The sequence below is a fragment of the Streptomyces sp. CBMA152 genome (genome assembly GCF_014596475.1).
In the GTDB taxonomy this organism is placed as follows: domain Bacteria; phylum Actinomycetota; class Actinomycetes; order Streptomycetales; family Streptomycetaceae; genus Streptomyces.
In genome coordinates, this window is the sequence record NZ_MECJ01000029.1 from 1 (window position 1) to 23,835 (window position 23,835).

Annotated in this window: 22 protein-coding genes and 1 pseudogene; 14 read left to right on the forward strand and 9 right to left on the reverse strand. The window is 70.7% G+C overall.

Annotation, left to right across the window (positions count from 1 at the left end; all coding sequences use genetic code 11):
• Positions 1-309 (reverse strand): annotated as a pseudogene (locus tag BG418_RS26995) (protease); the annotation flags it as partial.
• A 315-nt stretch (positions 310-624) separates the two neighbouring features.
• Here BG418_RS26995 and BG418_RS27000 point away from each other — a divergent pair.
• The 3 genes from BG418_RS27000 to BG418_RS27010 all read left to right on the forward strand — a co-directional run bounded on the left by BG418_RS27000 (position 625) and on the right by BG418_RS27010 (position 3,356).
• Positions 625-1,452 (forward strand): glycerophosphodiester phosphodiesterase, encoded by an 828-nt coding sequence (locus BG418_RS27000; RefSeq protein ID WP_399000441.1) that lies wholly within the window; start codon positions 625-627, stop codon positions 1,450-1,452.
• Between the two features lie 98 nt (positions 1,453-1,550).
• Entirely contained in the window at positions 1,551-2,186 is a 636-nt protein-coding gene (locus BG418_RS27005) for an anti-sigma regulatory factor (protein ID WP_188276611.1), read from the forward strand.
• Positions 2,187-2,366: 180 nt separating this feature from the next.
• Complete coding sequence (locus BG418_RS27010) at positions 2,367-3,356, forward strand: DUF5926 family protein (RefSeq protein WP_188276612.1); 990 nt, start codon at positions 2,367-2,369, stop codon at positions 3,354-3,356.
• Positions 3,357-3,573: 217 nt separating this feature from the next.
• Here BG418_RS27010 and BG418_RS27015 read toward each other — a convergent pair whose 3' ends face one another.
• On the reverse strand, positions 3,574-4,206 hold the full coding sequence (locus BG418_RS27015; RefSeq protein WP_188276613.1) for a hypothetical protein: 633 nt from the start codon (positions 4,204-4,206) through the stop codon (positions 3,574-3,576).
• Positions 4,207-4,436: 230 nt separating this feature from the next.
• Complete coding sequence (locus tag BG418_RS27020) at positions 4,437-5,159, reverse strand: bifunctional DNA primase/polymerase (RefSeq protein WP_188276614.1); 723 nt, start codon at positions 5,157-5,159, stop codon at positions 4,437-4,439.
• A gap of 422 nt (positions 5,160-5,581) precedes the next feature.
• Here BG418_RS27020 and BG418_RS27025 point away from each other — a divergent pair, with 422 nt between their 5' ends.
• Entirely contained in the window at positions 5,582-7,081 is a 1,500-nt protein-coding gene (locus BG418_RS27025) for a PP2C family protein-serine/threonine phosphatase (protein ID WP_188277224.1), read from the forward strand.
• Positions 7,082-7,182: 101 nt separating this feature from the next.
• Positions 7,183-8,649, forward strand: coding sequence for an aminopeptidase P family protein (locus BG418_RS27030; protein ID WP_188276615.1), 1,467 nt, complete (start codon positions 7,183-7,185; stop codon positions 8,647-8,649).
• Positions 8,650-8,690: 41 nt separating this feature from the next.
• Here the strand turns inward: BG418_RS27030 and BG418_RS27035 are convergent, their stop codons facing one another.
• Complete coding sequence (locus BG418_RS27035) at positions 8,691-9,155, reverse strand: ATP-binding protein (protein WP_188276616.1); 465 nt, start codon at positions 9,153-9,155, stop codon at positions 8,691-8,693.
• Between the two features lie 283 nt (positions 9,156-9,438).
• On the opposite strand from BG418_RS27035, the gene BG418_RS27040 reads away from it, so the two are divergent.
• The 9 genes from BG418_RS27040 (at position 9,439) to BG418_RS27080 (ending at position 19,181) form a co-directional block, all read left to right on the forward strand.
• Positions 9,439-10,287: a hypothetical protein gene (locus BG418_RS27040; protein ID WP_188276617.1), complete on the forward strand. Its 849-nt coding sequence runs from the start codon at positions 9,439-9,441 to the stop codon at positions 10,285-10,287.
• 144 nt (positions 10,288-10,431) lie between these two features.
• The gene (locus BG418_RS27045; protein ID WP_188276618.1) at positions 10,432-11,166 is read left to right on the forward strand and encodes a YcnI family protein; all 735 of its coding nucleotides are present in this window, start codon (positions 10,432-10,434) and stop codon (positions 11,164-11,166) included.
• A gap of 39 nt (positions 11,167-11,205) precedes the next feature.
• Positions 11,206-11,865 carry an SCO family protein gene (locus BG418_RS27050; protein WP_188276619.1) on the forward strand — a complete coding sequence of 220 codons (660 nt, stop codon included), beginning with the start codon at positions 11,206-11,208 and terminating at the stop codon, positions 11,863-11,865.
• A complete protein-coding gene (locus tag BG418_RS27055) occupies positions 11,862-12,320 on the forward strand; it encodes a copper chaperone PCu(A)C (RefSeq protein ID WP_188276620.1) in 459 nt (152 codons plus the stop codon). Before BG418_RS27050 ends, BG418_RS27055 begins: the two co-directional genes overlap by 4 nt.
• 21 nt (positions 12,321-12,341) lie before the next feature.
• Positions 12,342-14,261: a copper resistance protein CopC gene (locus BG418_RS27060; protein ID WP_188276621.1), complete on the forward strand. Its 1,920-nt coding sequence runs from the start codon at positions 12,342-12,344 to the stop codon at positions 14,259-14,261.
• Positions 14,262-14,272: 11 nt separating this feature from the next.
• The gene (gene efeB / locus BG418_RS27065) at positions 14,273-15,529 is read left to right on the forward strand and encodes an iron uptake transporter deferrochelatase/peroxidase subunit (protein ID WP_188276622.1); all 1,257 of its coding nucleotides are present in this window, start codon (positions 14,273-14,275) and stop codon (positions 15,527-15,529) included.
• A gap of 50 nt (positions 15,530-15,579) precedes the next feature.
• Entirely contained in the window at positions 15,580-16,515 is a 936-nt protein-coding gene (gene pheA / locus BG418_RS27070; protein WP_188276623.1) for a prephenate dehydratase, read from the forward strand.
• 561 nt (positions 16,516-17,076) lie between these two features.
• Positions 17,077-18,366, forward strand: a complete 1,290-nt coding sequence (serS, locus tag BG418_RS27075) for a serine--tRNA ligase (protein WP_188276624.1) — start codon at positions 17,077-17,079, stop codon at positions 18,364-18,366.
• Positions 18,363-19,181 (forward strand): HAD family hydrolase, encoded by an 819-nt coding sequence (locus BG418_RS27080; RefSeq protein WP_188276625.1) that lies wholly within the window; start codon positions 18,363-18,365, stop codon positions 19,179-19,181. The genes serS and BG418_RS27080 overlap by 4 nt, the downstream gene beginning before the upstream one ends.
• Positions 19,182-19,319: 138 nt before the next feature.
• On the opposite strand, the gene BG418_RS27085 is transcribed toward BG418_RS27080, so the two are convergent.
• The 5 genes from BG418_RS27085 to BG418_RS27105 all read right to left on the reverse strand — a co-directional run bounded on the left by BG418_RS27085 (position 19,320) and on the right by BG418_RS27105 (position 23,663).
• Entirely contained in the window at positions 19,320-19,994 is a 675-nt protein-coding gene (locus tag BG418_RS27085) for a rhomboid-like protein (RefSeq protein ID WP_188276626.1), read from the reverse strand.
• A gap of 77 nt (positions 19,995-20,071) precedes the next feature.
• Positions 20,072-20,791, reverse strand: a complete 720-nt coding sequence (locus BG418_RS27090) for an ABC transporter permease (protein ID WP_188276627.1) — start codon at positions 20,789-20,791, stop codon at positions 20,072-20,074.
• A gap of 17 nt (positions 20,792-20,808) precedes the next feature.
• On the reverse strand, positions 20,809-21,720 hold the full coding sequence (locus tag BG418_RS27095; RefSeq protein ID WP_188276628.1) for an ABC transporter ATP-binding protein: 912 nt from the start codon (positions 21,718-21,720) through the stop codon (positions 20,809-20,811).
• A 49-nt stretch (positions 21,721-21,769) separates the two neighbouring features.
• Complete coding sequence (locus BG418_RS27100; protein WP_188276629.1) at positions 21,770-22,654, reverse strand: ABC transporter permease; 885 nt, start codon at positions 22,652-22,654, stop codon at positions 21,770-21,772.
• Positions 22,647-23,663, reverse strand: a complete 1,017-nt coding sequence (locus BG418_RS27105) for an ABC transporter ATP-binding protein (RefSeq protein ID WP_188277225.1) — start codon at positions 23,661-23,663, stop codon at positions 22,647-22,649. Before BG418_RS27105 ends, BG418_RS27100 begins: the two co-directional genes overlap by 8 nt.
• Between the last annotated feature and the right edge of the window lie 172 nt (positions 23,664-23,835).

Sequence of the window (23,835 nt, forward strand, 5' to 3'; positions counted from 1 at the left end):
GTGCGCGGCGGGAGCCCCGGCGTGCTCCTCGCCCGGCACCTGCGCGGCGACGGGCTCCTGCGCGTGCGTGGCGGCCGTCTCCGGCGCCGCCTCCTGCGCGGGCTGCACCGCGGTCTGCTCCGGGCCCACCGCGGCCTGGACCGCGGTCTCGGCCTCGCTCCCGGCCTGGGCGGCAGGCTGAGCGGCGGGCTGGCCCTCGGCCCGTACAGGCTCCTCGGACGTCACGGCGTGGACGGGAGGCGCGGGCGGTGCTGACGACGGGGCAGGCGGGACGGCAGGGGCCGCGGTGCCCTCGTTCTCGGTGCTCACAGCTCTCTCTCCTCGGTTCCACTCGGTCTCGGGGTCGGCATGATCGGTACGGTCGCTCCGTTGCTCGTACGGTCGCTGCGTCGCTCGGTACGGTCGCTACGTCGCGGCGTGGGGACGGCGCCACCGACCATGGTGCGCCAGGGGTCCGACAATCGCGTAGTTCGACTGTGCGGACATGTGCACATGTCAGGGCTCAGCTTTTCCCACGACCTGTCAGGCCACTGTAAGCAGGACCTGTGTATCCGTGCCCTCCGCCGTGTCCGTGCCCCCGTCACCGGTCGCCCGTACGCACCCGCGCAGTGGCACGATGACGCGGTGACCCAAGCACGGCAGCACGACAGGCATTCCTCCCACCGGGCCTCCATCCAGGTGGTGGCCCACCGGGGCGCGTCCGAGGACGCGCCCGAGCACACCCTGGCCGCGTACATGAAGGCCATCGAGGACGGCGCCGACGCCCTCGAATGCGACGTCCGGCTCACCGCCGACGGCCACCTCGTCTGCGTCCACGACCGGCGCGTCAACCGCACCTCCAACGGCCGCGGCGCCGTCTCCGCCCTGGAGCTCTCCGAGCTCTCGGCCCTGGACTTCGGCTCCTGGAAGGACAGCGAGGAGAGCCCGGACTGGGGCGACCCGTCGTTCACCTCGGTCCTCACCCTGGAGCGGCTGCTCGAACTCGTCGCCGACGCGGGCCGCCGCATCGAGCTGGCCATCGAGACCAAGCACCCCACCCGCTGGGCCGGCCAGGTCGAGGAGCGGCTGCTGCATCTGCTGAAGCGGTTCGGCCTCACCGATCCGCCGCCCGCCGGCGAGAGCTCGCCCGTACGCATCATGAGCTTCTCGGCCCGCTCGCTGCACCGGGTCGCGGCGGCCGCGCCGGACATCCCGACCGTCTACCTGATGCAGTTCCTCTCGCCCCGGCTGCGCGACGGACGGCTGCCCGCGGGCGCCGGGATCGCGGGGCCGGGGATGCGGATCGTACGCAACCACCCCGGCTACATCGCACGGCTGCACGCGGCGGGCCACAAGGTGCACGTCTGGACGGTGAACGAGCCGGAGGACGTCGAGCTGTGCGTACGCCTGGGGGTGGAGGCGATCATCACCAACCGCCCGAAGCAGGTGCTCCAGCAGCTCGGACGCCTCTGAAAGCGCCTCTATAGGCGTCCGTTTCCCCACCCACGTCACCAGTAAAACTGGTGACAGGGAGTGCACCGGCGCGTTCGGTCCGTATTCGATCGTTACGAGTGCGTCACCAGACGTCGGTTGGCCGGTTTCCGGTCCAGTCCATTGGGGCATCCACACCGTGGCGTGGGGTGAAGGAGGTCTCGGGGGTGGCGTTGGTGGTGGCACAGGAGGTGCCCACGTCGTCGAGCATGGCCGTGCCCCACGGCCCTGCGGGCGTGGGCAAGGCGAGACACCGGATGCGGGAGCACCTGCTCGGCAGCGGCGTGTCGGAGCCCGTCGTGGACGATGCCGTACTGGTCCTTTCCGAACTGCTCAGCAACGCCTGCCGGCACGGCAGGCCACTGGGCCGAGCCGACGTCGGCGACGGCGACGTGCGGGCGGCCTGGCGTATCGACAAGGCGGGGCGCCTCACCGTCGAGGTGACGGACGGCGGCGGCCCGACCCGACCCATTCCGGCCACGCCTTCGGTGACCGCACGTGGCGGCCGGGGGCTCAACATCATCAGCGCACTCGCCCAGGACTGGGGCGTACGGGACAGCGCGTCCGGAGAGGTCACGGTCTGGGTGATCATCACCGTCGGACCGGGACACGGCCACGGCCGTGACAACGGGCACGCGCCGACCACGGACGGCCTCGTCGCGCGCGTGGCGCCGCTCGGCTTCGACTTCGCGGACGCGTTCGACGACCGCGACTGAGCCGCAGGCCGGGTACGCGACCGGGTCCCGCACCGGGCCGGGCGACTGCGCCCGAGCCGTACCCAAGGGCTCCGCGCCACCCGTCTCCGACTGTGCCGTACGCCGTGGGCCATCCCGTACGGCTAGGCTCGCGCCCGACACAGCGACACCGCACCACCGCAGTCGGGAGAGAGCCACACCATGGCCAAGAAGCGCCCCCAGACCAAGGCCGCTCAGCGTCAGTCAGCCCCTCCGGGGCGGGCCCAGCTCATCGATGGTGAGATTCCGGTCGTCGGCGCCCGGGAGCCCTGCCCCTGCGGCTCCGGCCGCCGCTACAAGGCCTGCCACGGCCGCGAGGCCTCGCACGCCGTGACCGAGCTGGTCCAGCGCCCGTTCGAGGGCCTGGCGGGCGAGTGCGACTGGGTCGCGCTGCGCGAGCTCGTCCCGGCCGCGACCGTCGAGCTGACCCTCAAGGACGGGCTGCCCGAGGGCGTGCCGTCCGTCGCGCTCGCGACCGTCCTGCCGATGGCGTGGCCCGCGCTGCGCCGAGACGACGGCTCGGTGCTGCTCGGACTGCAGAACGACACGCCGTCCGGTGACATCAGCCGCGACCTCGCGGACACGCTCACGCGCGCGTTGGCCGCGGAGCCGGGTACTCCGGTGGCCGCCCAGCGCGTCGACCCGCAGGGCCCCCGCCTCCAGGACCTGCTGGACGCGACCGCCCCGTTCGAACCCGCCGTGCACAGCGGCTTCGAGTTCTGGGTGCCGGACTCCGAGAACGCCACCCCCGAGGTGACCGCGTCCCTGGAGCGCGCCAACGCGGCCGCGATCCCGACCGTACGGCTCACGTCGGTCGACTCGTCCTACTGGTGCGAGACGCCCGACAAGAACCACCTCCGGTGGGTCATGCCGCACCCCGAGGAGCGGCTTCTGGACGCGCTCGCCCGGCTGCACGCGGCGGGCACCTCCTCGCTCGGCGAGGGCACCCGCCTCGTCGGCTCCTTCCGGGCGCACGGCCTGACCGTGCCCGTCTGGGACCTGCCGAGTGCGATGACCGCCGAGGACTGCGAGAAGCCGGCCGCTGCGTTCGCGGAGCGTCTGGCGGGTGCGCTGGCGGTCGACGCGCCGCTCACGCCCGAGGAGCGCAGGGCGCGCGGCGGTCTCACCAACCGCCAGGTGACCCTCAGCTGAGAGTGACCAGTCCTGTCACGGGATGGGTGACCCGCGTCACAACTCCCGGTAGTCGCAGATAAATCGGTGTCCGAATTACCGAGATCGAATTTGCGAATGACAGATCTCTTGTTACCGTTCTAAGAGCCCGGTCGCTGGTGCATCCCCCGTCGCCAGCGATCGGGCCCTTCCATTTCTTCTGCCGGTTCCCCGCCGCGTCCACGCGCGGGCCGCCCGCTCAACGAGCCGAGGCCGCCGCCGAGTTGGCCGCCCCGTCGGGTGCGTTGGAGCCGGATCTCAGCAGCAGAGGCGCGTCGTCGCCCTCTTCGGCGAACTCCGCGACCGCCGAGTACGCGCCAGGTTTTCCCCGCGCCGGTTCCCTCGGCGTCTCGCATGTCCCCGGCTGGTCCCCCGCCGACACGGCACAGTTCGTCTGTACGGTGTGGCCGCGCGGCCCCATCAGCGTGAGCACCGAACGCAACCGCCCGCCCGTGGCGTTGCGGTAATACGTACGCGCCCAGGCGTCCCGGCCCTCGGTGAGCACACAGGTCTGCGCCTCGACGCCCTCGGGCGAGACGAGTTCGGGCCCGCACCGCGCGGCGGCCTCACGCACGGCCGACCCGCCCTGTCGCAGGGCCGGCCCCGCCAGGCCACCCCCACGCGCGCGTGGCGACGGCTTCGCATCAGCCAGTCCGGCTGCTCCGCCATTCCGTACGACTCCGCGGCCACCGGGCGCGGCTTCCGGGTCACCCGGTCCCTTGGACCGCGCGGGCTCGGGCTCGGGCCCGTCGGCGGGACCGGCCGAGGCCACCAATGGCAGCAGCACCGAACACACCACCACGGCGCCGATACCGATCATGCGGAGGTTCATGGCTGCCGGCCCCTCACGTGGAATTCCTGCGGTCAGCCGAAGATATCGACGGGAACCGGGCGCCCGGTTCTCCGCGCGCCCATTTCCCCTGCAAGTCGGGCGCTCTCACACCCGAACGAGTGACACCGGGCTCCCTGGGGAACCCGGCGTCCGTCCCATTCGCTGACTCAGTACACGAGCAGGGCCTCCGCCTCCCCGCTCGCCGAGTACCGACCGATCCACCAGCGGGCTCAGTAAGCGAGCCGCGACCCACCGTCCGGTGCGCTGGTCGAGGCCGCGACCAGCGCGTCCACCACCGCCTCCACGTCCGGCAGCCAGGGCGCGGCGGAGCCGGGCCGCGGGTCCGTCCCGCTCGTACGAGACCGCGGGCCCGAGTGAGGAGCCCGTTCCCAGCGCACCTGCCCCTTGCCCGTCTCGGACGGGGGCAGCACCAGATACCCGCCCTCTCCGTGGAAGCGGAGCGAACTGGGCACCCAGTCCTTGGAGTAGAGGAGGTCACCGAGACGTTCCAGCGAGTACGGAGCCACCAGCAGCGACCACCGGGTGGGGGTCGCCACCACCGGGCCGAGCCGGACGCCCATCTCGTCGAGCGCGACCAGCGCCCGCGCCCCGGCGACGGCCGGGAGGCTCAGCGCGCACGGCGCCCTGCCGCCGGTCGCGAGGAGTACGGGCGCGCCGGGGCGGTTGGTCCACCACCAGCGCACCAGGCGCTCGTCCGTCGACGCCGCGAGCAGTCCCGGGTCGAAGGGGTGCGCGCCCGGAACGGCGCACTCGGGGTCGGGACAGGCACAGCCACGGCCCCGGTCACCACGGCCACCGGCCGCTTTCAGTCCCACACCTGGGAGTACGGGCCATTTCCACTCGGTCGCGCAGGTCAGCGCGGCGCCAAGCTGAGCAGCCCTTTCACTGCGCCGGAACCGGAGCCTGCGTCGCCTTCCGAGGATCTCGCGCATGAGCGCTCGTTCCTTTCCGTTGAACGCCGAGGTCCACATCACACCATGTGTGCATCACTTCACTGCGCGTACATGCTCTATGAGCTCTGCGAGCCTGCGGTACGGGTAACCCGTCAGGATCGAGCGTGGGCTGTGACCATTAAACGCATGGCGAGGGGTGGCGTGCGCCTGGCGCTTGCCGACCCTTGTGCAAAAACCCCGCCACTCGGGGATGGGGCGCGACCGTCGACTGTTGAGACGCCCTGGCCCGCCGCCGGGTTCCGGGACACCGTCAACTGCCCCTGGCCATCACCGAGTACGTACCCCGCACGCTCGATATGACGCGCTCTTGAACGCCCTCAGTCGACCCCAGAGATGGGCCATAGGGGGCAATTTTCCGCCAAGTTGAACACCCCATGGACACCAACAATCCCGCTATGACAATGCTGGACATCCCCTTACTTGTGCGTGTACATCTGGATGCATTGATGGCGGCGCAGATTGACATGGGGGTTTGCGATGCTATTGAGCGAAATCAGCCGGTCAGACAGTCGGCTGCCATGAGCGCCCCGCACCTGCCGAAAGTGGCTGGAATCGATCCATCCGTTCCGCCTCCCGCGCAGACTGCCGCGTCTCTGCCCACATCCGCCTCCGTCGCCCCCGCCGCCCCCGGCGCGGTGATCCAGGACCGGCTCGCCGCCTGGGTCTCCGACCTCACCACGCTGCACGAACTCACCGAACGCCTCTCCCGCACCAACGTCCTCGACGAGGCCCTGGACGAGTTGCTGCGGGCCGGTGCCGCGCTGGTCGGCGCCCGTCGCGGCCTGGTCGCACTTGAACCCGCCGACGGGCTCGGCCCCGCCGTCACCACCGGCCTCGGCCTCGCCCACGCCGACCTCGGCCACATCGAGACCGTCCCGCGCAGCGCCACCCCGTACGGCCGGATCCTCGACGGACTCCCGGACGCCGACGGCGGCTGCGACCTGGTCGGCGACGTAGAAACGGACGGGCCCGATCCCCGGCACCGCGAGGTCGCCGCCCGGCTCGGCTACGCCGCCAGCTACGCCCTGCCGCTCGCCACCGACACGGCGGGCCGCCTCGGCGCGGCGGTCTGGCTCTACGACGAGCCCGCCGAGCCCGACGAGCGCCGCCGCCACCTCGTCGGCCTCTATCTGCGCCAGGCCTCCGAGCATCTGGCCCGGCTCGTCGAGCTGGAACGCGCGCGGACGCGCCTTGCGACCGTCGCCGAGGAGCTGCTGCCGAGCCGACTGCCTCGGGTGGCCCGGGTGCAGCTGGCCGCGCGCCATCGCACCGGGCCGCGCGGCGGCGGCGACTGGTACGACGCGCTGCCGCTGCCCGAGGGCGCGCTCGGCCTCGCGGTCGGGTCCGTCACCGGGTCCGGGCCGAGCGCCGTCGCCGCGATGGGCCGGCTGCGGGCCAGCCTGCGGGCGTACGCGGTGATGGAGGGCGAGGATCCGGTCGCCGTCCTCTCCGACCTCGAACTGCTGCTGCGGCTGACCGAGCCGGCCCGCTCGGCGACCGCGCTCTTCGCCTACTGCGAGCCCGCGCGCGGCAAGATCGTGCTGGCCGGGGCCGGGCACGCGCCGCCGCTGATCATCGGCGAGCGCCGCACCGAGTACGTGGAAACCTCGCTCTCCGCGCCCCTGGGGATGCTGGCGTGCTGGGAAGCGCCCAGCGTGGAGCTCCAGCCCGCGGCCGGAGAAACGGTGCTGCTGTACACCGACGGGCTGCTCCACCGCACCGGCGAACCCATGGACCGCGCCTTCGCCCGCCTCCACGCGGCCGCCGCGAGCGTCCCGAAAGCGGCCCGCGAGGACCCGGGCGCGATCGCCGACCACGTGCTGCGAACCGTGCTCCCCGACGGCCTGGACACGGCCGACGGCGACCACGACGTGGTCCTGCTCGCGGCCCGATTCGAGTGACGCGCGCGTACGCCCCGTAACGGGCCCTAGGGCCCTGGACGGCTTTCCGCCCGCCCGTACGATGGAGGAGGTCCAATGTCGTACTAAGTGGAGGCAGACCCGTGGCCGAGCAGCTCACGCCGGAGACCCCGGAAGAGTCGGAAGAGCAGCCGATCCAGCAGCGCAAGAACGGCCTGTACCCGGGCGTGTCCGACGAGCTGGCCGAGAACATGAAGTCCGGCTGGGCCGACACCGAGCTGCGCGGGCTCGCGCCGATCGCCCAGGCCGCCCACACCGCCGACCGGCGTGCCGCGCTCTCCGCGCGCTTCCCCGGCGAGCGTCTGGTGATCCCCGCGGGCAACCTGAAGACCCGCTCGAACGACACCGAGTACCACTTCCGCGCCTCGACCGAGTACGCGTACCTCACCGGCGACCAGTCCGAGGACGGCGTGCTGGTGCTTGAGCCCAAGGGCGACGGTCACGAGGCGACCATCTACCTGCTGCCGCGCTCCAACCGCGAGAACGGTGAGTTCTGGCTGTCGGGCACCGGCGAGCTGTGGGTGGGCCGGCGTCACTCGCTGGCCGAGGCCGAGCAGCTGCTCGGGCTGCCCGCCAAGGACGTCCGCGAGCTGGCCGCCGCGCTCACCGAGGCCACCGGCCCGGTGCGCGCCGTGCGCGGCCACGACGCGTCGATCGAGGCGGCGCTGACCGACAAGGTCACCGCCGAGCGCGACGAGGAGCTGCGCGTCTACCTCTCGGAGGCGCGCCTGGTGAAGGACGCGTTCGAGATCGCCGAGCTGCGCAAGGCGTGCGACTCGACCGCGCGCGGCTTCGAGGACGTCGTCAAGGTCCTGGACCGGGCCGAGGCGACCAGCGAGCGCTACATCGAAGGAACGTTCTTCCTGCGCGCCCGCGTCGAGGGCAACGACATCGGCTACGGCTCGATCTGCGCCGCCGGCCCGCACGCCACCACCCTGCACTGGGTGCGCAACGACGGCGCCGTCCGCTCCGGCGAGCTGCTGCTGCTCGACGCCGGCGTCGAGACCACCGAGCTGTACACCGCCGACGTGACGCGCACGCTGCCGATCAACGGCACGTTCTCGCCGCTCCAGCGCAAGATCTACGACGCGGTGTACGAGGCCCAGGAGGCCGGCATCGCGGCGGTCAAGCCGGGCGCCCCCTACCGCGCCTTCCACGACGCCGCCCAGCGCGTGCTCGCCGAGAAGCTCGTCGAGTGGGGCCTGTGCGGCGACCTCGACGTCGACAAGGTCCTGGAGCTGGGCCTGCAGCGCCGCTGGACCCTGCACGGCACCGGCCACATGCTCGGCATGGACGTCCACGACTGCGCCGCCGCGCGCACCGAGACGTACGTCGCGGGCGACCTGGAGCCGGGCATGTGCCTGACCGTCGAGCCCGGTCTGTACTTCCAGGCCGACGACCTGACCGTGCCCGAGGAGTACCGGGGCATCGGCGTCCGCATCGAGGACGACATCCTCGTCACCGAGGACGGCAACGAGAACCTGTCGGCCTCGCTGCCGCGTCAGGCCGACGAGATCGAGGCGTGGATGGCGCGGGTCAAGCAGGGCTGACCAGCCTGATCACCTCGTGGTCCCGCCGGAAGGGGCGCCGCTCAGGACACCTTGAGCAGCGCCCCTTCCCGCCATTTCAGGATCTTGTCGAAGCTCACCACCGCGCCTCTGCCCGGGCGGTTGCCGAAGTGGACGTGATCGGCGAGCTGTTCGATCAGACAGAGCCCTCTGCCGTTCTCGGCCATGCTGCTGCCCAATGTGCTGTTCATCCGCGCTGCGGTGCGACGGCCTCGTCGTACGGGAAAGCCCGGCCCCGAGTCGGCGACCTCGATACGGCATTTCTCGCCGTCCAGATACGCGGTCACCCGGTAGGCCGCCGAGGTGCCGGATCCGTCGTCCCCGCCGTGCTCGACCGCGTTCGCGCACGCTTCACCGAGCGCGACCGACAGGTCGTAGGAGATGTCCGGATCGACCCCAGCGGTCTCCATGGTGCCGAGCAGAAGGCGACGTGCGAGCGGAACGCTCGCGGCCTCGCGCCGCAAATGGAGTGACCACCAGATGCTCATGCTCCAGCCTCCTGGCTGCGGCTCGACATACCCCTACGTATTGCCGCAACCCGTGGGTCGTAAGCGCGAACTTGACGTGATAGCGCTCATTCGGCGGATGCGAACACCCAATGCGCCGGTGTATGGGCGCCGTGCGAGGGGCAGTAGCGGCCGCCCCACCAGGGTGCCGTCGCGCGCCCACCGAGACCGGGACACTCGGCACGGATGTGATCATCACAGGAATACGGAACCTTGTGGACCTGCCGTATGGAGCCGGTAAGCCCAGTGCGATGATGGCCCCGCCATGTCTGCCCGACACGCTCGACACACACACGCAGGCGCCGGTCTCCGGCTGCTGAGGGCCGCGCTGTTCGCCGCGGTCTGCGTCGTGCTGTCCGCGCTCGGGCACGTCCTGGCCGCCTGCGCGACCGTCCCGTGGTGGACGGTGCTCGCCGGGTTCCTCGGGGTGTTCGCGGTCGCCGCACCGCTCGCCGGGCGGGAGCGCTCGCTCGCGTCCATCGCGGGCGCGCTGGCCGCCGGACAGCTCGCTCTGCACAGCCTCTTCGGCATCGGCCAGCACACCGCGGCCGTCTCCGGCGACGGGTCCACCGGCGACATGTCGCTGCTGCGGCTCGCCGCCAAGCTCGTCTGCGGCCCCACGGCCGCCGCCCAGCTGACGGCGTCGGACGCCCGGCGGATCGTCACCGACGCGGGCCTGCGCCCGCCGCCCGGTGCCGCCGCGCCCGCGCACGAGTCGATGACGGGCATGGCCTCCATGCCGGGGATGACCGGTCAGGCCTCGGCGCACACCGTCGTCGCCGGACTGCTGCCGTCGCTGCCCATGCTGCTCGGCCACCTGCTGGCCGCGCTGCTCACGGGCTGGCTGATGCGGCGCGGCGAGGCCGCGCTCTTCCGCCTGGCGCGGCTCTCCGCCGAAGCGGCCACCGCCGCCGCACACGGCGCGTGCGTACGTTCCCTGCGCGCCGCTCTCGCGCTCGTACGGGCGCTGCGCGCCGGTCTGCCGGGCGCGCCCGGGCACGGCCCGCGCGTTCCTCTGGCGCAGCTCGCCGTCCCCCTGCCGCCGGCCGGGGACGCACTCCAGCACTCGGTGATCAGGCGCGGGCCGCCCTCGGCGTTCGCCCTCGCAGCCTGACGCGGCCCACTCCCCGTACGACCGGACGACTCACGTCCCGTACATCCGACGACACCTGTCGCAGGAGTGGTGCCGTGGAGCCCAGCGCATCGCGCGCGTGGGCCGTCCCCACACACCTTCCTGCTCACTGGAGTGTCTTCCGCCATGAACGTTTCCCGTCGCCTCGCCGTCGCCGGTGCCGTCGCCGCCTCGTCCGTCCTGGTCCTCGCCGGCCCGGCCTTCGCGCACGTCAGCGTCCAGCCCGAGGGCTCGGCCGCGAAGGGCGGCTACGCCGTCGTCAACTTCAAGGTCCCCAACGAGCGCGACAACGCCCAGACCGTGAAGCTCGAAGTCAACTTCCCGGCCGACCACCCGCTGGCGTCCGTGCAGCCCGAGGCGCTGCCCGGCTGGACCGTCGAGGTCACCAAGTCCAAGCTCGACAAGCCGCTGACCATGCACGGCAAGCAGATCAACGAGGCCGTCACCAAGGTGACCTGGAGCGGCGGCAAGATTGAGTCCGGTTACTTCCAGAAGTTCCCGCTCTCCATCGGCGCGCTGCCCACCGACACCGACCAGCTGGTCTTCAAGGCCGTCCAGACGTACAGCAACGGTGAGACCGTCCGCTGGATCGAGGATCAGAAGCCGGGCGCCGAGGAGCCGCAGAACCCGGCCCCGGTGCTCGCGCTCTCCGCCGCGACCGGCGACCACCACGGCGGCGCGGCCACCGCGTCCGACGACAAGAAGACGGACGACATGGCCGGTCACGACAAGAAGACCGAGGCCTCGTCCGACTCCAAGAGCAGCGACAACACGGCCCGGGTGCTCGGCATCGTGGGCATCGTCGTGGGTGTCGCCGGTGTGGCCTTCGGTGTCCTCGCCGGACGCCGCCGGGCCGCGTGATCCCGCCCAAGACCCGTCCTCGAACGGAAAAATTCCCCCATGCGCACCAAGTACGCGCCGGCTGCCATCGCATTCGCGGTGGCGGCGGCGCTCACCCTGACCGCGTGCGGCGGAGGTGACGACAAGGCCAAGAGCCCTGTCACCGACGTCTCCACCGCCGCCGACAGCAACAAGGCCGGCACCGTGCTCGACCGGCCGTTCACCAAGCCGGACTTCGTCCTGACCGACACCCAGGGCAAGAAGTTCGACTTCCGTGAGCGGACCAAGGGCAAGCCGACCCTCATCTACTTCGGCTACACCAACTGCCCCGACGTGTGCCCGCTGACGATGAGCAACATCGCCATCGCCAAGAAGCGGCTGCCCAAGGCCGACCAGGACAAGCTCCAGGTCGTCTTCGTCACCACCGACCCCGAGCGGGACACCCCCGAGTCGCTCGGCAAGTGGCTCAAGGCGCAGGACCCGTCGTTCATCGGTCTGACCGGCGACTTCCCGACCATCCAGGCCGGGGCCCGCTCGATCGGCATCGGGATCGACCCGGCGACGAAGGACAAGGACGGCAAGGTCGTGTCGATGCACGGCGCCCAGGTCATCGCCTTCTCGCCCAAGACCGACCAGGGATACGTCCTCTACGGCGACACCGCCACCGCCGAGGACTACACCAAAGACCTGCCGAAGATCATTACTGGAGAAAACCCGTGAACCGCCGCACCACCCTCGCCGCCGCGATAGCCCTGACCGCCGGGCTCGCGATGACGGGCTGCTCGTCCGACAGCTCCGACAGCAAGCCGAGCCTGCAGGTCAGCCAGGCCTTCATGCCGGAGCCGGTGAGCGCCGACATGGCCGGTGGCTTCCTCGTCGTGAAGAACGACAGCAAGACCGCCGACAAGCTCACCAAGGTCACCAGTGACATCTCCGACGACGTCACGATCCACGAGACCAAGAACCAGAAGATGCAGGAGGTGAAGTCCTTCGACATCCCCGCCAACGGCCAGCTGAACCTCGAACGCGGTGGCAGCCACATCATGTTCATGGCTCTCAAGAAGAAGCCGAAGCAGGGCGAGAAGGTCTCCATCGAGCTGCACTTCGAGAAGGCCGACCCGGTCAAGGTCGAGCTCCCGGTGAAGGAAACCACCTACAACCCGAAGCACCACTGAGGGATGAGGGACTGACAGACGATGACGGCCACCGCCCCACGCTTCGGAACCGCGCTGACCCGGCTGCTGCTGATCGCGGCCGCCCTGTTCGGCGCGCTGTTCGCGACCGCGGCCCCCGCCTCGGCGCACGCCGCGGTCACCGCGACCAACCCGAAGGACGGGGCGGTGGTCGCCACCGCCCCCAAGGACGTCGACCTCACCTTCTCCGAGCAGGTCGCGATGGACAACAAGTCCATCCGCGTCCTGGACCCGACCGGCAAGCGCGCCGACACCGGTGAACTGCTCAACCTGTGCGCCGGCTCCGTCGTGAAGTACGGCGTCGGCCTGCGCGACGGGCTGCCCAAGGGCACCTACACCGTGGCCTGGCAGGCCGTCTCGGCGGACAGCCACCCGGTCGCGGGCGCCTTCACCTTCTCCATCGGCGCCCCCTCCAAGACCACCGTCTCGCTGTCGTCCCCGGACGTCGGCGGCGGTCTCGTCGGGACCCTGTACGACACCATGCGCTACGCCTCGTACGCCGGTTTCATCCTGTTCACCGGCGGCGGCGTCTTCATCCTGGGCTGCTGGCAGCGCGGCGCCACCGTGCGTCCGGTGCAGCGCCTCGTCGTCGGCGGCTGGCTCGCGATGACCGCGGCCACCATCGCGCTGCTGCTCCTGCGCACTCCGTACACCACCTCGGGCCAGCTCTCCGACGCCTTCGACCTGGACGGGCTGAAGGCGGTCCTGCAGACCAAGTCGGGTGCCGCGCTGAGCTCCCGGCTGCTGCTGCTCAGCGCCGCCGCCCTGTTCATCTCGGTCCTGTTCGGCGCGTACGCCAAGCGCGAGGACGAGGAGAAGAAGGACCTCACGTACGGGCTCGCCATAGGCGGATTCGTGGTCGCGGCCGGAATCGCCGCGACCTGGGCGCTCGCCGAGCACGCCTCGACCGGCATCCAGACCGCGCTCGCGATGCCGGTCGCGGTGGTGCACCTGCTGTCGATGGCGACCTGGCTGGGCGGCCTCGCGACACTGCTCATGGCGCTCCATCTCACCCCTGCCGTCGAACGGACGGCGGTGCGGCGGTTCTCACGGATCGCGTTCTGGTGCGTGGTCGTCCTGGTGTCGACCGGCGTCTACCAGGCCTGGCGCCAGCTCGGTTCCTGGTCCGCGCTCACCGGCACCGGCTACGGGCAGCTGCTGCTCGTCAAGCTCGGCCTGATCGCGGTGCTGCTCTCCGCCGCGTACATCTCGCGCCGCTGGACCGGCCGGCTCTCGGAGCACGCCGCGCCGGAGGCCGAAGCCGCCTCCGTCGTCGAGGAACTCGCGGCCGAACCGGAGCTGGAAGAAGAGCCCGAGCCCGTCACCGTGCCGGACGACTCCGCCGACCCCAAGCGGGCCCGTCAACTGGCCCGGCAGCAGGCCGCGATGACGGTCGCCCGCGAGAAGCGCATCCGTGACGCCGACCCGGAGCGCTCCGGGCTGCGGCGCTCGGTGCTCACCGAGGCCGGGATCGCGGTGGCGGTGCTCGCCGTGGCGACGATCCTGTCGTCGACCGAGCCGGGGCGTACGCAGGAGGCGGCGGCCGCCGCGCAGGCGACCACGCAGGTGGCCGTGCCGGACCGGCCGATCAGCATCCGCATCCCCTTCGACACGGGTGGCAAGAACGGCAAGGGCACCGTCCGCCTCACGCTCGACCCGGGCCGCACCGGCGCCAACGACATGCACGTCTGGACGGACGACGCCGAGGCCAAGCCGCTGGACGCGCCCGAGGTGAAGGTGTCCTTCACGCTGCCCGCCAAGGCGGTCGGACCGCTGCCCGTCACGCCCGAGCGCATCACCAAGGGACACTGGAGCGCGAGCGGCGTCCAGCTCCCGATGGCAGGCGACTGGCAGGTGTCCGTGACCGTGCGGACCTCCGACATCGACCAGACCACCGTCGACAAGAAGATCAAGATCGGCTGAGTACGGACCACATGAGCGAGAGCACCCCCTCCACCCCCGAGACCCTGGACATCTCCCGGCGGCGGCTCCTCGGCACGGTCGGCGCGGCGGGCGCGGCCGGTGTCGCGCTGGGCGCGACGGGCGGCGCGCTCGTCCACGCCGCCGTCGAATCCCCCTCGGACGCCTCCGAACTGAGCTCCGTCGGCTCCACCGAGGTCCCGTTTCACGTGAAACATCAGGCGGGGATCTCCACTCCGCTTCAGGCGTGCGGGCATCTGATCGCCTTCAACCTGGCGCCGGGCGCCGGGCGCAAGGAGGCGGCGGCGCTGCTGCGGCGCTGGTCGGCGACCGCGAAGGCGCTGATGGCGGGCGAGCCGGCGGGCAATGACACCGGGGTCGCGCTGGACGCCGGTCCCTCCTCGCTGACCGTCACCTTCGGCTTCGGGCGCACCTTCTTCGACCGTACGGGCCTGGTGGCGCAGCGCCCGGCCGAGCTGGACCCGCTGCCGGACTTCTCCTCCGACCGGCTCGACCCCAAGCGCTCCAACGGCGATCTGTGGGTGCAGATCGGCGCGGACGACGCCCTGGTCGCCTTCCACGCGCTGCGCGCGGTGCAGAAGGACGCGGGGTCGGCGGCCCGGGTGCGCTGGCAGATGAACGGCTTCAACCGCACGCCGGGCGCCACCAAGAAGCCGATGACGGCCCGCAATCTGATGGGCCAGATCGACGGCACCGGCAACCCGAAGCCCTCCGACCGCGACTTCGACAAGCGGATCTTCGTCCCCGACAGCGGAAAGCCGGCGTGGATGGCGAACGGCTCGTACGCGGTCGTGCGCCGGATCCGGATGCTGCTGGACGACTGGGAGAAGGTGCCGCTCGCCCAGCAGGAGCAGGTGATCGGCCGCCGGAAGGCGAACGGCGCACCTCTTTCGGGGGGTACGGAGACGACCCCGATGCAGCTCGACAAGTTCGGCTCGGACGGCAAGGTGGTCATCCCCGACAACGCGCACGCGCGCATCTCGGCGCCCGAGCAGAACGGCGGCGCGGCGATGCTGCGGCGCGCCTTCTCGTACCACGACGGGTTCGCCGAGGACGGGGCGCCGGACGCGGGCCTGCTCTTCGTCGCCTGGCAGGCCGATCCGCTGCGCGGCTTCGTGCCCGTCCAGCGCAAGCTCGACCGGGGGGACGCGCTGTCGGCGTTCATCCGGCACGAGTCGAGCGGTCTGTTCGCGGTGCCCGGCGGGCCGCGCGCCGGGGAGTACGTGGGCCAGCTGCTGCTGGAGTCATGAGCCGCCGCAACGCCCTTCGCGCGTGACGGCGGCGCATTAGGGTGACGAGTATGTCCGCCACGCGATACACCTATCTGGGTCCCGAAGGCACCTTCACCGAGGCCGCCCTGCGTACGCTCCCCGAGGCAGCGACCCGCGAGCTGGTCCCGATGGTGTCCGTCCCCGCCGCCCTGGACGCGGTACGCAACGGGGACGCGGCGGCCGCGCTCGTGCCCATCGAGAACTCGGTGGAGGGCGGGGTCACCGCGACCCTGGACGAGCTGGCCGGCGGCGAGCCGCTGATGATCTACCGCGAGGTGCTGCTGCCGATCGCGTTCGCGCTGCTTGTGCGGCCCGGGACCAAGCTGTCGGACATCAAGACGGTGACCGGGCACCCGGTGGCCCAGCCGCAGGTGCGCAACTGGCTGCGCGCGCATCTGCCCGAGGCGCTGTGGGAGTCGGCCGCCTCCAACGCGGACGGCGCGCGCCTGGTCCAGGAGGGCCGCTTCGACGCGGCGTTCGCGGGCGAGTTCGCGGCGGCGACGTACGGGCTCGAAGCGCTGGTCACCGAGATCCACGACGCGGAGAACGCGGAGACGCGGTTCGTGCTGGTGGGCCGCCCGGCCCGGCCCGCCGCACCGACCGGGGCGGACAAGACGTCCGTGGTGATCTGGCTGGGCGACGACCACCCGGGCGCGCTGCTCGAACTGCTCCAGGAGTTCGCCGTACGCGGGGTCAACCTGATGCTCATCCAGTCGCGGCCGACCGGCGCGGGCATCGGCAACTACTGCTTCGCGGTGGACGCCGAGGGCCATATCTCGGACCGGCGGGTCGGCGAGGCGCTGATGGGCCTGAAGCGGATCTGCCCGAAGGTGCGCTTCCTCGGGTCGTATCCGCGCGCGGGTGTCACGGCCGCGGACGTACGGAAGCTGCGGCCCGGGACCTCGGACACCGAGTTCGTGGCGGCGGCGGAGTGGCTGGCACGCAGCCAGGACGGCCGCGCCTGAGTCGGACTGGCTGGTCCTACCTGCTGATTTTCGTTGTCCACAAAGTTATCCACAGGCACGCTTCTCGACCTGTGGGTAAGTCGACAACGCAACCGGACAGAGTCGACAAATACCTCTAGTGACGACGCATCCGTCCACAGAAGACCGGGACGGGCGATGTCAGCCCAATTCCCTCGATCAACTCTTTAGAGCGAGCAATTCCCACCCGAATGAGTGCGTGGAAGAGCTTCGAACGGGGAATCCTTGGCCGCGCATCCGCATACGGGGTGGATCTTCCAGGCGGTCCACAGGGACTCCCCACACCCTGTGGATAACTTTCCCGACCCACACACCTCTGTGGACAAGTCCCTTGAGCCACAAGGGATTCCAGTCAACGAAAGTCCGGAAACCACCCCTTTTCAGGGAAAAGCACGGCCTTTATTGACGCCCGCACCGATGTCCGTCCTGGAATTTCTCCACCACATTTCTCAATACGGTCAATTCGGGCAAACCGACACGCGGAACGAGCGTGGCAGGGATATCCGGTGGGGTGCCAGGGATCCGCACCGGTAGCCTGGAGGGGTGATTGACCTTCGCCTGCTCCGTGAGGACCCCGACCGTGTTCGCGCCTCCCAGCGCGCCCGTGGAGAGGACGTCGGCCTCGTCGACGCCCTGCTCTCCGCCGATGAGCGGCGCAGGTCGTCCGGCGTCCGCTTCGACGAGCTGCGCTCCGAGCAGAAGGCGCTCGGCAAGCTCATCCCCAAGGCTTCTCCCGAGGAGCGCGCAGAGCTCCTGAAGAAGGCCGAGCAGCTCAAGGCCGACGTGAAGAGCGCCGAGGCCGAGCAGAACGAGGCGGACGAGGCGGCCAAGCACCTCCTGCTCCAGCTCGGCAACATCGTCCACGCGGACGTGCCGGTCGGCGGCGAGGAGGACTTCGTCGTCCTGGAGACGCACGGCACCGTCCGCGACTTCGCGGCCGAGGGCTTCGAGCCCAAGGACCACCTGGAGCTCGGCGAGGCGCTGGGCGCCATCGACGTCGAGCGCGGCGCCAAGGTCTCCGGCTCGCGCTTCTACTACCTGACCGGCGTCGGCGCGCTCCTGGAGCTCGCCCTGGTCAACGCGGCGATCGCGCAGGCCACCGAGGCCGGCTTCATCCCGATGCTCACCCCCGCGCTGGTCCGCCCGCGCGCCATGGAGGGCACCGGCTTCCTCGGCCAGGCCGCCGAGAACGTGTACCACCTGGAGAAGGACGACTACTACCTGGTCGGCACCTCCGAGGTCCCGCTCGCGGCGTACCACATGGACGAGATCCTGGACGCGGAGAAGCTGCCGCTGCGCTACGCGGGCTTCTCCCCGTGCTTCCGCCGCGAGGCCGGTACGTACGGGAAGGACACCCGGGGCATCTTCCGGGTCCACCAGTTCGACAAGGTCGAGATGTTCTCGTACGTCCACCCGGACGACGCCGAGGCCGAGCACAAGCGGCTCCTGGACTGGGAGAAGCAGTGGCTGACCGGTCTTGAGCTGCCCTTCCAGGTGATCGACGTGGCCACCGGCGACCTGGGCGCCTCCGCCTCGCGCAAGTACGACTGCGAGGCGTGGATCCCGACGCAGGGCAAGTACCGCGAGCTGACCTCGGCCTCCAACTGCGACGGCTTCCAGGCCCGCCGCCTGTCCGTGCGCATGCGCGACACCGCCGACGGCAAGAGCAAGGTCACCCCGCTGGCGACGCTGAACGGCACGCTCTGCGCGGTGCCGCGCACGATCGTGGCGATCCTGGAGAACCACCAGCAGGCCGACGGCTCCGTGCGGGTCCCGGCCGTGCTCCGCCCGTACCTGGGCGGACGCGAGGTCCTGGAGCCCATCGCCAAGTGAGCACCACCGAGCGGAGCCCGTTCCCGTACAAGCTGATCGCGACCGATCTGGACGGGACGCTGCTGCGCTCCGACGAGACCGTCTCGGAGCGCACCCGTGCCGCGCTCACCGCCGCCACCCAGGCGGGCGCGGCGCACATCGTCGTGACCGGCCGGGCGGTGCCCTGGACCCGGCACATCCTGGACGACCTGGGCTACCGGGGACTCGCGGTGTGCGGGCAGGGCGCGCAGGTTTACCACGCCGGCGAGCACAGACTGCTGACGTCGGTGACCCTGGACCGTCAGCTGGCGGGTCTGGCGCTCTCCAAGATAGAGGCGGAGGTCGGCCCGCTGGCGCTGGCCGCGAGCCGCGACGGGCTCGACGGCGAGGTGCTGGTCGGCCCCGGCTACACGGTCCAGGAGGGCCCGCTGCCGGTCGTCGCGTTCGAGGACATCGCCGAGCTGTGGTCGGCGCCGCTGAACAAGGTCTACATCCAGCACCCCCGGCTCGACGACGACCACCTGGCGCGGATCGCGCGCCAGGTGGTCGGCAGTCTGGTCGACGTGGTGATGGCGGGCGCGGGCGTGGTGGAGCTGCTGCCGCTGGGTCTGAGCAAGGCGACGGGGCTGTCCCTGGCCGCGCGCCGTCTCGGCTGCCGGGCGGCCGACACGATCGCCTTCGGCGACATGCCCAACGACATCCCGATGTTCGGCTGGGCCCAGCACGGCGTGGCCATGGCCAACGCCCACGACGAGCTGAAGGCCGTCGCCCACGAGATCACGGCCTCGAACGAGGACGACGGGATCGCCGTGGTGCTGGAACAGCTGATGCCGTAAGGGCTTCGGCTCGGGTGCGGGGCACGTAGTCCGGTGTCTTGAAGAGGTACGAAGTAAGGGGCGTCCGCCATGGCGGACGCCCCTTACTTGTGCGCCCGGACGGCCCACGCTCTCGCGTGCTCGAAGCGGCCGCCCTCCTCAACCACTGTGCCCGGAGCGCCTCTTCACGGCCAGTGGTTTTCCCCTGGTCAGCGGCCAGCAGGCGAGCCCGATCGTGAGCGCGACCGCGTGTCCGATGTCGGTGAACGTGCCACCGGTCAGCAGCGGAATCCCGAAGAACGACACCACGCCCGCGAGGTAGAGCCACCGCCACGGCCGGGGCAGCCGGTACACCAGCAGCCCGGCCGACGCGGCCAGCCCGTAGCTGACGCCGATGTCGACGACATGCGCCATCCGCTTGTGCGCCTGGTGGTTCTGGATGCTCCAGAGCACGAACTCCTGGCTGACCAGGGTGGCCGAGACATGGGCGACGGCGACGGTGAAGAGCCAGCGCAGGGTGCCGACCCAGCGCTCCAGGGGAGCGTGGACGATCTCGAAGAGCACGAAGTAGAGCAGGAACGAGGACGGGTTCTCGATCCAGAAGGCGCTGGTGAACAGCGACTGCAGGGGGTGCTTGGTCAGCTCGTGGATGTTGCTGCTGTTGCGGTGCAGCAGATAGTGCTCAAGGCCCTCGGTGGAGAGCTCGATGACGATGCTGGTGATCGCGATGATCAGCAACCAGATGTGCGTCCCCGGCGAGGAGAGCACCCAGGCCCGCACCGGCCGGGCCGGCTCGGGCGCCCGGCGCGTACCGGGACTGTGCAACGTCGTCATTCCTCGATGATGACCCGAACCCCGTCGCCGCTGCCGGACGGGGCCGGGTCACCACGCGCGTCACTCCGCCGCGCGAGTCACTCCTCGCCGGCCAGCTTCAGCGTCCGCAGCTTCTGCCCCGCGTACCAGCTCGCCAGGACCGTCACCGCCGTCAGCAGGACCACGGCGGTCGGGAGGCCGACGTCCGAGGTGATGATGTCGTTCTCGCCGATCCGCTCCGCGAGGGCCAGCGACCACTGCTGCACGCTCAGGGTCCGCGCGCCCGGCACCAGATTGCCGAACAGGCTCTCCCACACCAGCGCGTAGACCAGGCCGAAGACCACCGCGTGCCGGGTGACGGTGCCCAGGAGCAGGAAGACCGCCGCGTACGCGATGGAGGCGACCAGGGCCGCGACCGTGTAGGCGATCGCGATCTGCTGGCCGTTGCCGTTGAGGATCATTCCCGCGATGAAGGTGGGAATGGCCGAGAAGGCCATGGTGACCGCGATCGCCACGATCAGCTTGGTGAAGATGATCGTCGGCCGTTTCACCGGCTTGGCCAGCAGATAGACGATCGAGCCGTCGTCGATCTCGGGCCCGATCGCGCCCGTGCCCGCGATGACGCCGATCAGCGGCACCATCGTGGCGAGCGCGAACCCGCCGAGCAGATTGGCCGCGACCTGGTCGTCGGCGCCGCTGAACGACCGTACGGCCGCCGCGATGACGATCAGGAGCACCGGCAGCACACAGAGGATCGCGGCCCGGCGCCGGCCGAGCAGGGCCCGGTAGGTGAGCCGGGCGACTGTGGGGTTGTACATGACGCTCACAGCTCCTTTCAGGCCGCTACGAGGTAGGAGAAGACGGATTCCAGCGACTCGTCGGACGGCGAGACCGTCAGCAGCCGGATCCCGTGCGCCTTCGCGACCTGCGGGAGCAGGGTCGTGAACCGACCGAAGTCGACCGCCTGGATGCGCAGCGCGCCCTCCTTGAGGTCCACCTCGATCCCGGCCGTGGACGGGTCGGCGATCAGCGCGGCGGCGAGCGCGCGGTCGTCGCTGGAGCGGATCAGATAGCGGTGCGGGCGGTCCGTCATCAGCCGGCGGATCTTGCGGAAGTCACCGCTCGCCGCGTGCCGCCCGGCCACGATGACCTCGATGTGCGCGGCGAGCTGCTCGACCTCTTCGAGGATGTGGGACGAGAACAGGACCGTGCGCCCCTCGGCGCCCATCCGTCGCAGCAGATCCATCAGCTGCATGCGCTGGCGCGGGTCCATCCCGTTGAACGGCTCGTCGAGCAGCAGCACGGACGGGTCGTGGACCAGCGCGGACGCCATCTTCACGCGCTGGCGCATGCCCTTGCTGTACGTCTGGATCTTACGGTCCTGCGCGTACTCCATCTCGACCGTGGCCAGCGCCCGTTGGGCCTCCTTCGCCCCGAGCCCGTGCAGTTCGGCGTTGGCGACGACGAACTCGCGCCCGGTGAGGAAGTCGTACATCGCCTCGCGCTCGGGGACGATGCCGATCTGGCGGTAGACCTCCTCGTTGCGCCAGATGGGGCGCCCGTCGAGCGTCACGCTTCCCGTCGAGGGGGCGAGGAAACCACCCATCATGTTGATGAGCGTGGACTTTCCGGCGCCGTTGGGGCCGAGCAGTCCGGTCACGCCGGGGCCGATCGACATGGTGACGTCGTTGACGGCCACCACATTGCCGAACCAGCGCGAGGTGTGGTCGATGTGAATCGTGCTCATGGGCGCAGCCCATTCCTTAGAAGGGTGGTGGTGGGCGACGGGTGGGCGGTCACAGCCCGACCTTCCGGTAGCGGCGCATCAGGACGGCGTACGAGCCGAGGATCAGCGCGAGGACGACGAGCAGGTACACGACGCCTACGCCCGCGTCCGGCCCCGCCTTGCCCGGGAAGGCGGAGGTGGCGCCGAGGAAGGCGGTCTGCACCCCGTCGATGAGCGTGATGGGGGAGAAGAGCCCGAGCCACTTGATGACCCCGGTGGACTGCTGGTCGAAGGCGACGCCCTGGACCGCGGAGACCGCTCCGTAGGAGATGGTCAGCACGGCGATGACGGCGGCGACACCGAAGCCGCGGCGCGGGGTGAGCGCCGAGACCACCAGGCCGATGCCGGCGAAGAGCAGCGAGAGCAGCGCCACGGAGACCAGTCCCTGTGCGAACCCCTTGGTCTGGTCCGCGAAGTCGAGTTTGGCGAGGAGCGCGCCCACGTAGAGGACCACGAGGGGCGCCGCCGTCAGGATGAACAGCGCCGAGGCCATCGCCGCGTACTTGGCGAGGACGTAGTCCACGCGCTCGATGGGCCGCGAGAAGTACAGCGGCACCGTGCGGAAGCGCAGGTCGCGCGAGACGGTCTGGGGGGCCTGGGCCGCGATGTAGAGGCCGATGACGGCCTGCATGAGGACCGCGTTGCGCGTGTAGTCCACCGGCAGGTCGTTGGCCTTGGTGGCGATGGCGACCGCGACCATGATGGTGGCCGGCACGCACATCACCGCGAAGAGCAGCATCGGCAGCACCTTGGACTTGGCGCTGCGGCCCAGTCCGTAGGCGCCGCGCAGCGACTGCGAGAAGAGCGAGCGCCGTGCGTACGCCCGTCCCAGGCGCGGCCCGTCGTAGTTGCGGTAGCCGATGTTGTGGATCCGGGTCTGTGTGGCCTCAGCCATGGCTGCCGCCTCCGTTCTGCCGTGCGGCGGTGGCTGCCCAGGCGGCGGCGCGCTCGGAGACGGGCTCCGGTGCCTGGGCCGGGGTCTTGAAGACCTCCGCGATGTGGTGGCGGCGCTGCTCCATCCGTACGAGCCCGAGCCCGAGCCCGGCGACGGTGTCGCGCACGACGTCGTACGTCTCCTCGCCCGCCGCCTCGATCAGCAGGATGTGCCCGGCGCCCGGCAGACCGTCCTCCACGCCCGCGTGGAGCGTGAGTCCGGCCTCGGCGAGCGCGCCGCGCAGGGCCTGCGCACCGTCGGGGTACGCGTCGGAGTCGGTGACCTCGACCGCGAGGGTCGTGGTCATCTGGGTGAAGTCGCTGGTGGAGCTGGACCGCAGCAGCTTGCCGCCGTCGATGACCACTACGTGGTCACAGGTGCGCTCCAGCTCGCCGAGCAGATGCGAGGTGACCAGGACCGAGATGCCGAAGTCGGTGTGGATGCGCCGGATCAGACCGAGCATCTCGTCGCGGCCGACCGGGTCGAGGCCGTTGGTCGGCTCGTCGAGCAGGACCAGCTGGGGGTCGTGGACGAGCGCCTGGGCGAGCTTGACCCGCTGCTTCATGCCGGTCGAGTAGCCGCCGATCGGGCGGTAGCGCTCCTCGTAGAGCCCGACGTGGCGCAGGGTGTCGGCGGTGCGCTCTCGGGCGGCGGTCACCGGAAGCCCCGACATGCGCGCCATGTGCACGACGAACTCGGTGGCCGAGACGTCGGGTGGCAGGCAGTCGTGCTCCGGCATGTAGCCGACCCGCTCGCGGATCGCACTGCCGCTGGTGGCGACGTCGAGACCCAGCACCGCGGCACTGCCCTCCGTGGCGGGCGAGAGGCCGAGAAGGATCTTGATCAACGTCGACTTGCCGGCTCCGTTGGCACCCACCAGGCCGGTCACACCGGGCCCGATGTCCAAGGAGAGCCGGTCAAGCGCGGTCACCCGGGGGAACCGCTTGCTCAGGCTTTCGGTCGCGATCACATTCACACTTCGACGGTAGTGGCGCAGACCACATCGATCGTCAGACCAGGCGGTTGGATCCGTGTCCGACCAGAGAGGTACGGACCCGTAGGGGAAGCCATACGGAAGAGTGACAGGACCCTGAGAAGCGCCTCGAACGGGGCACGGAGTTGTTCACATCCGACTACTTGTC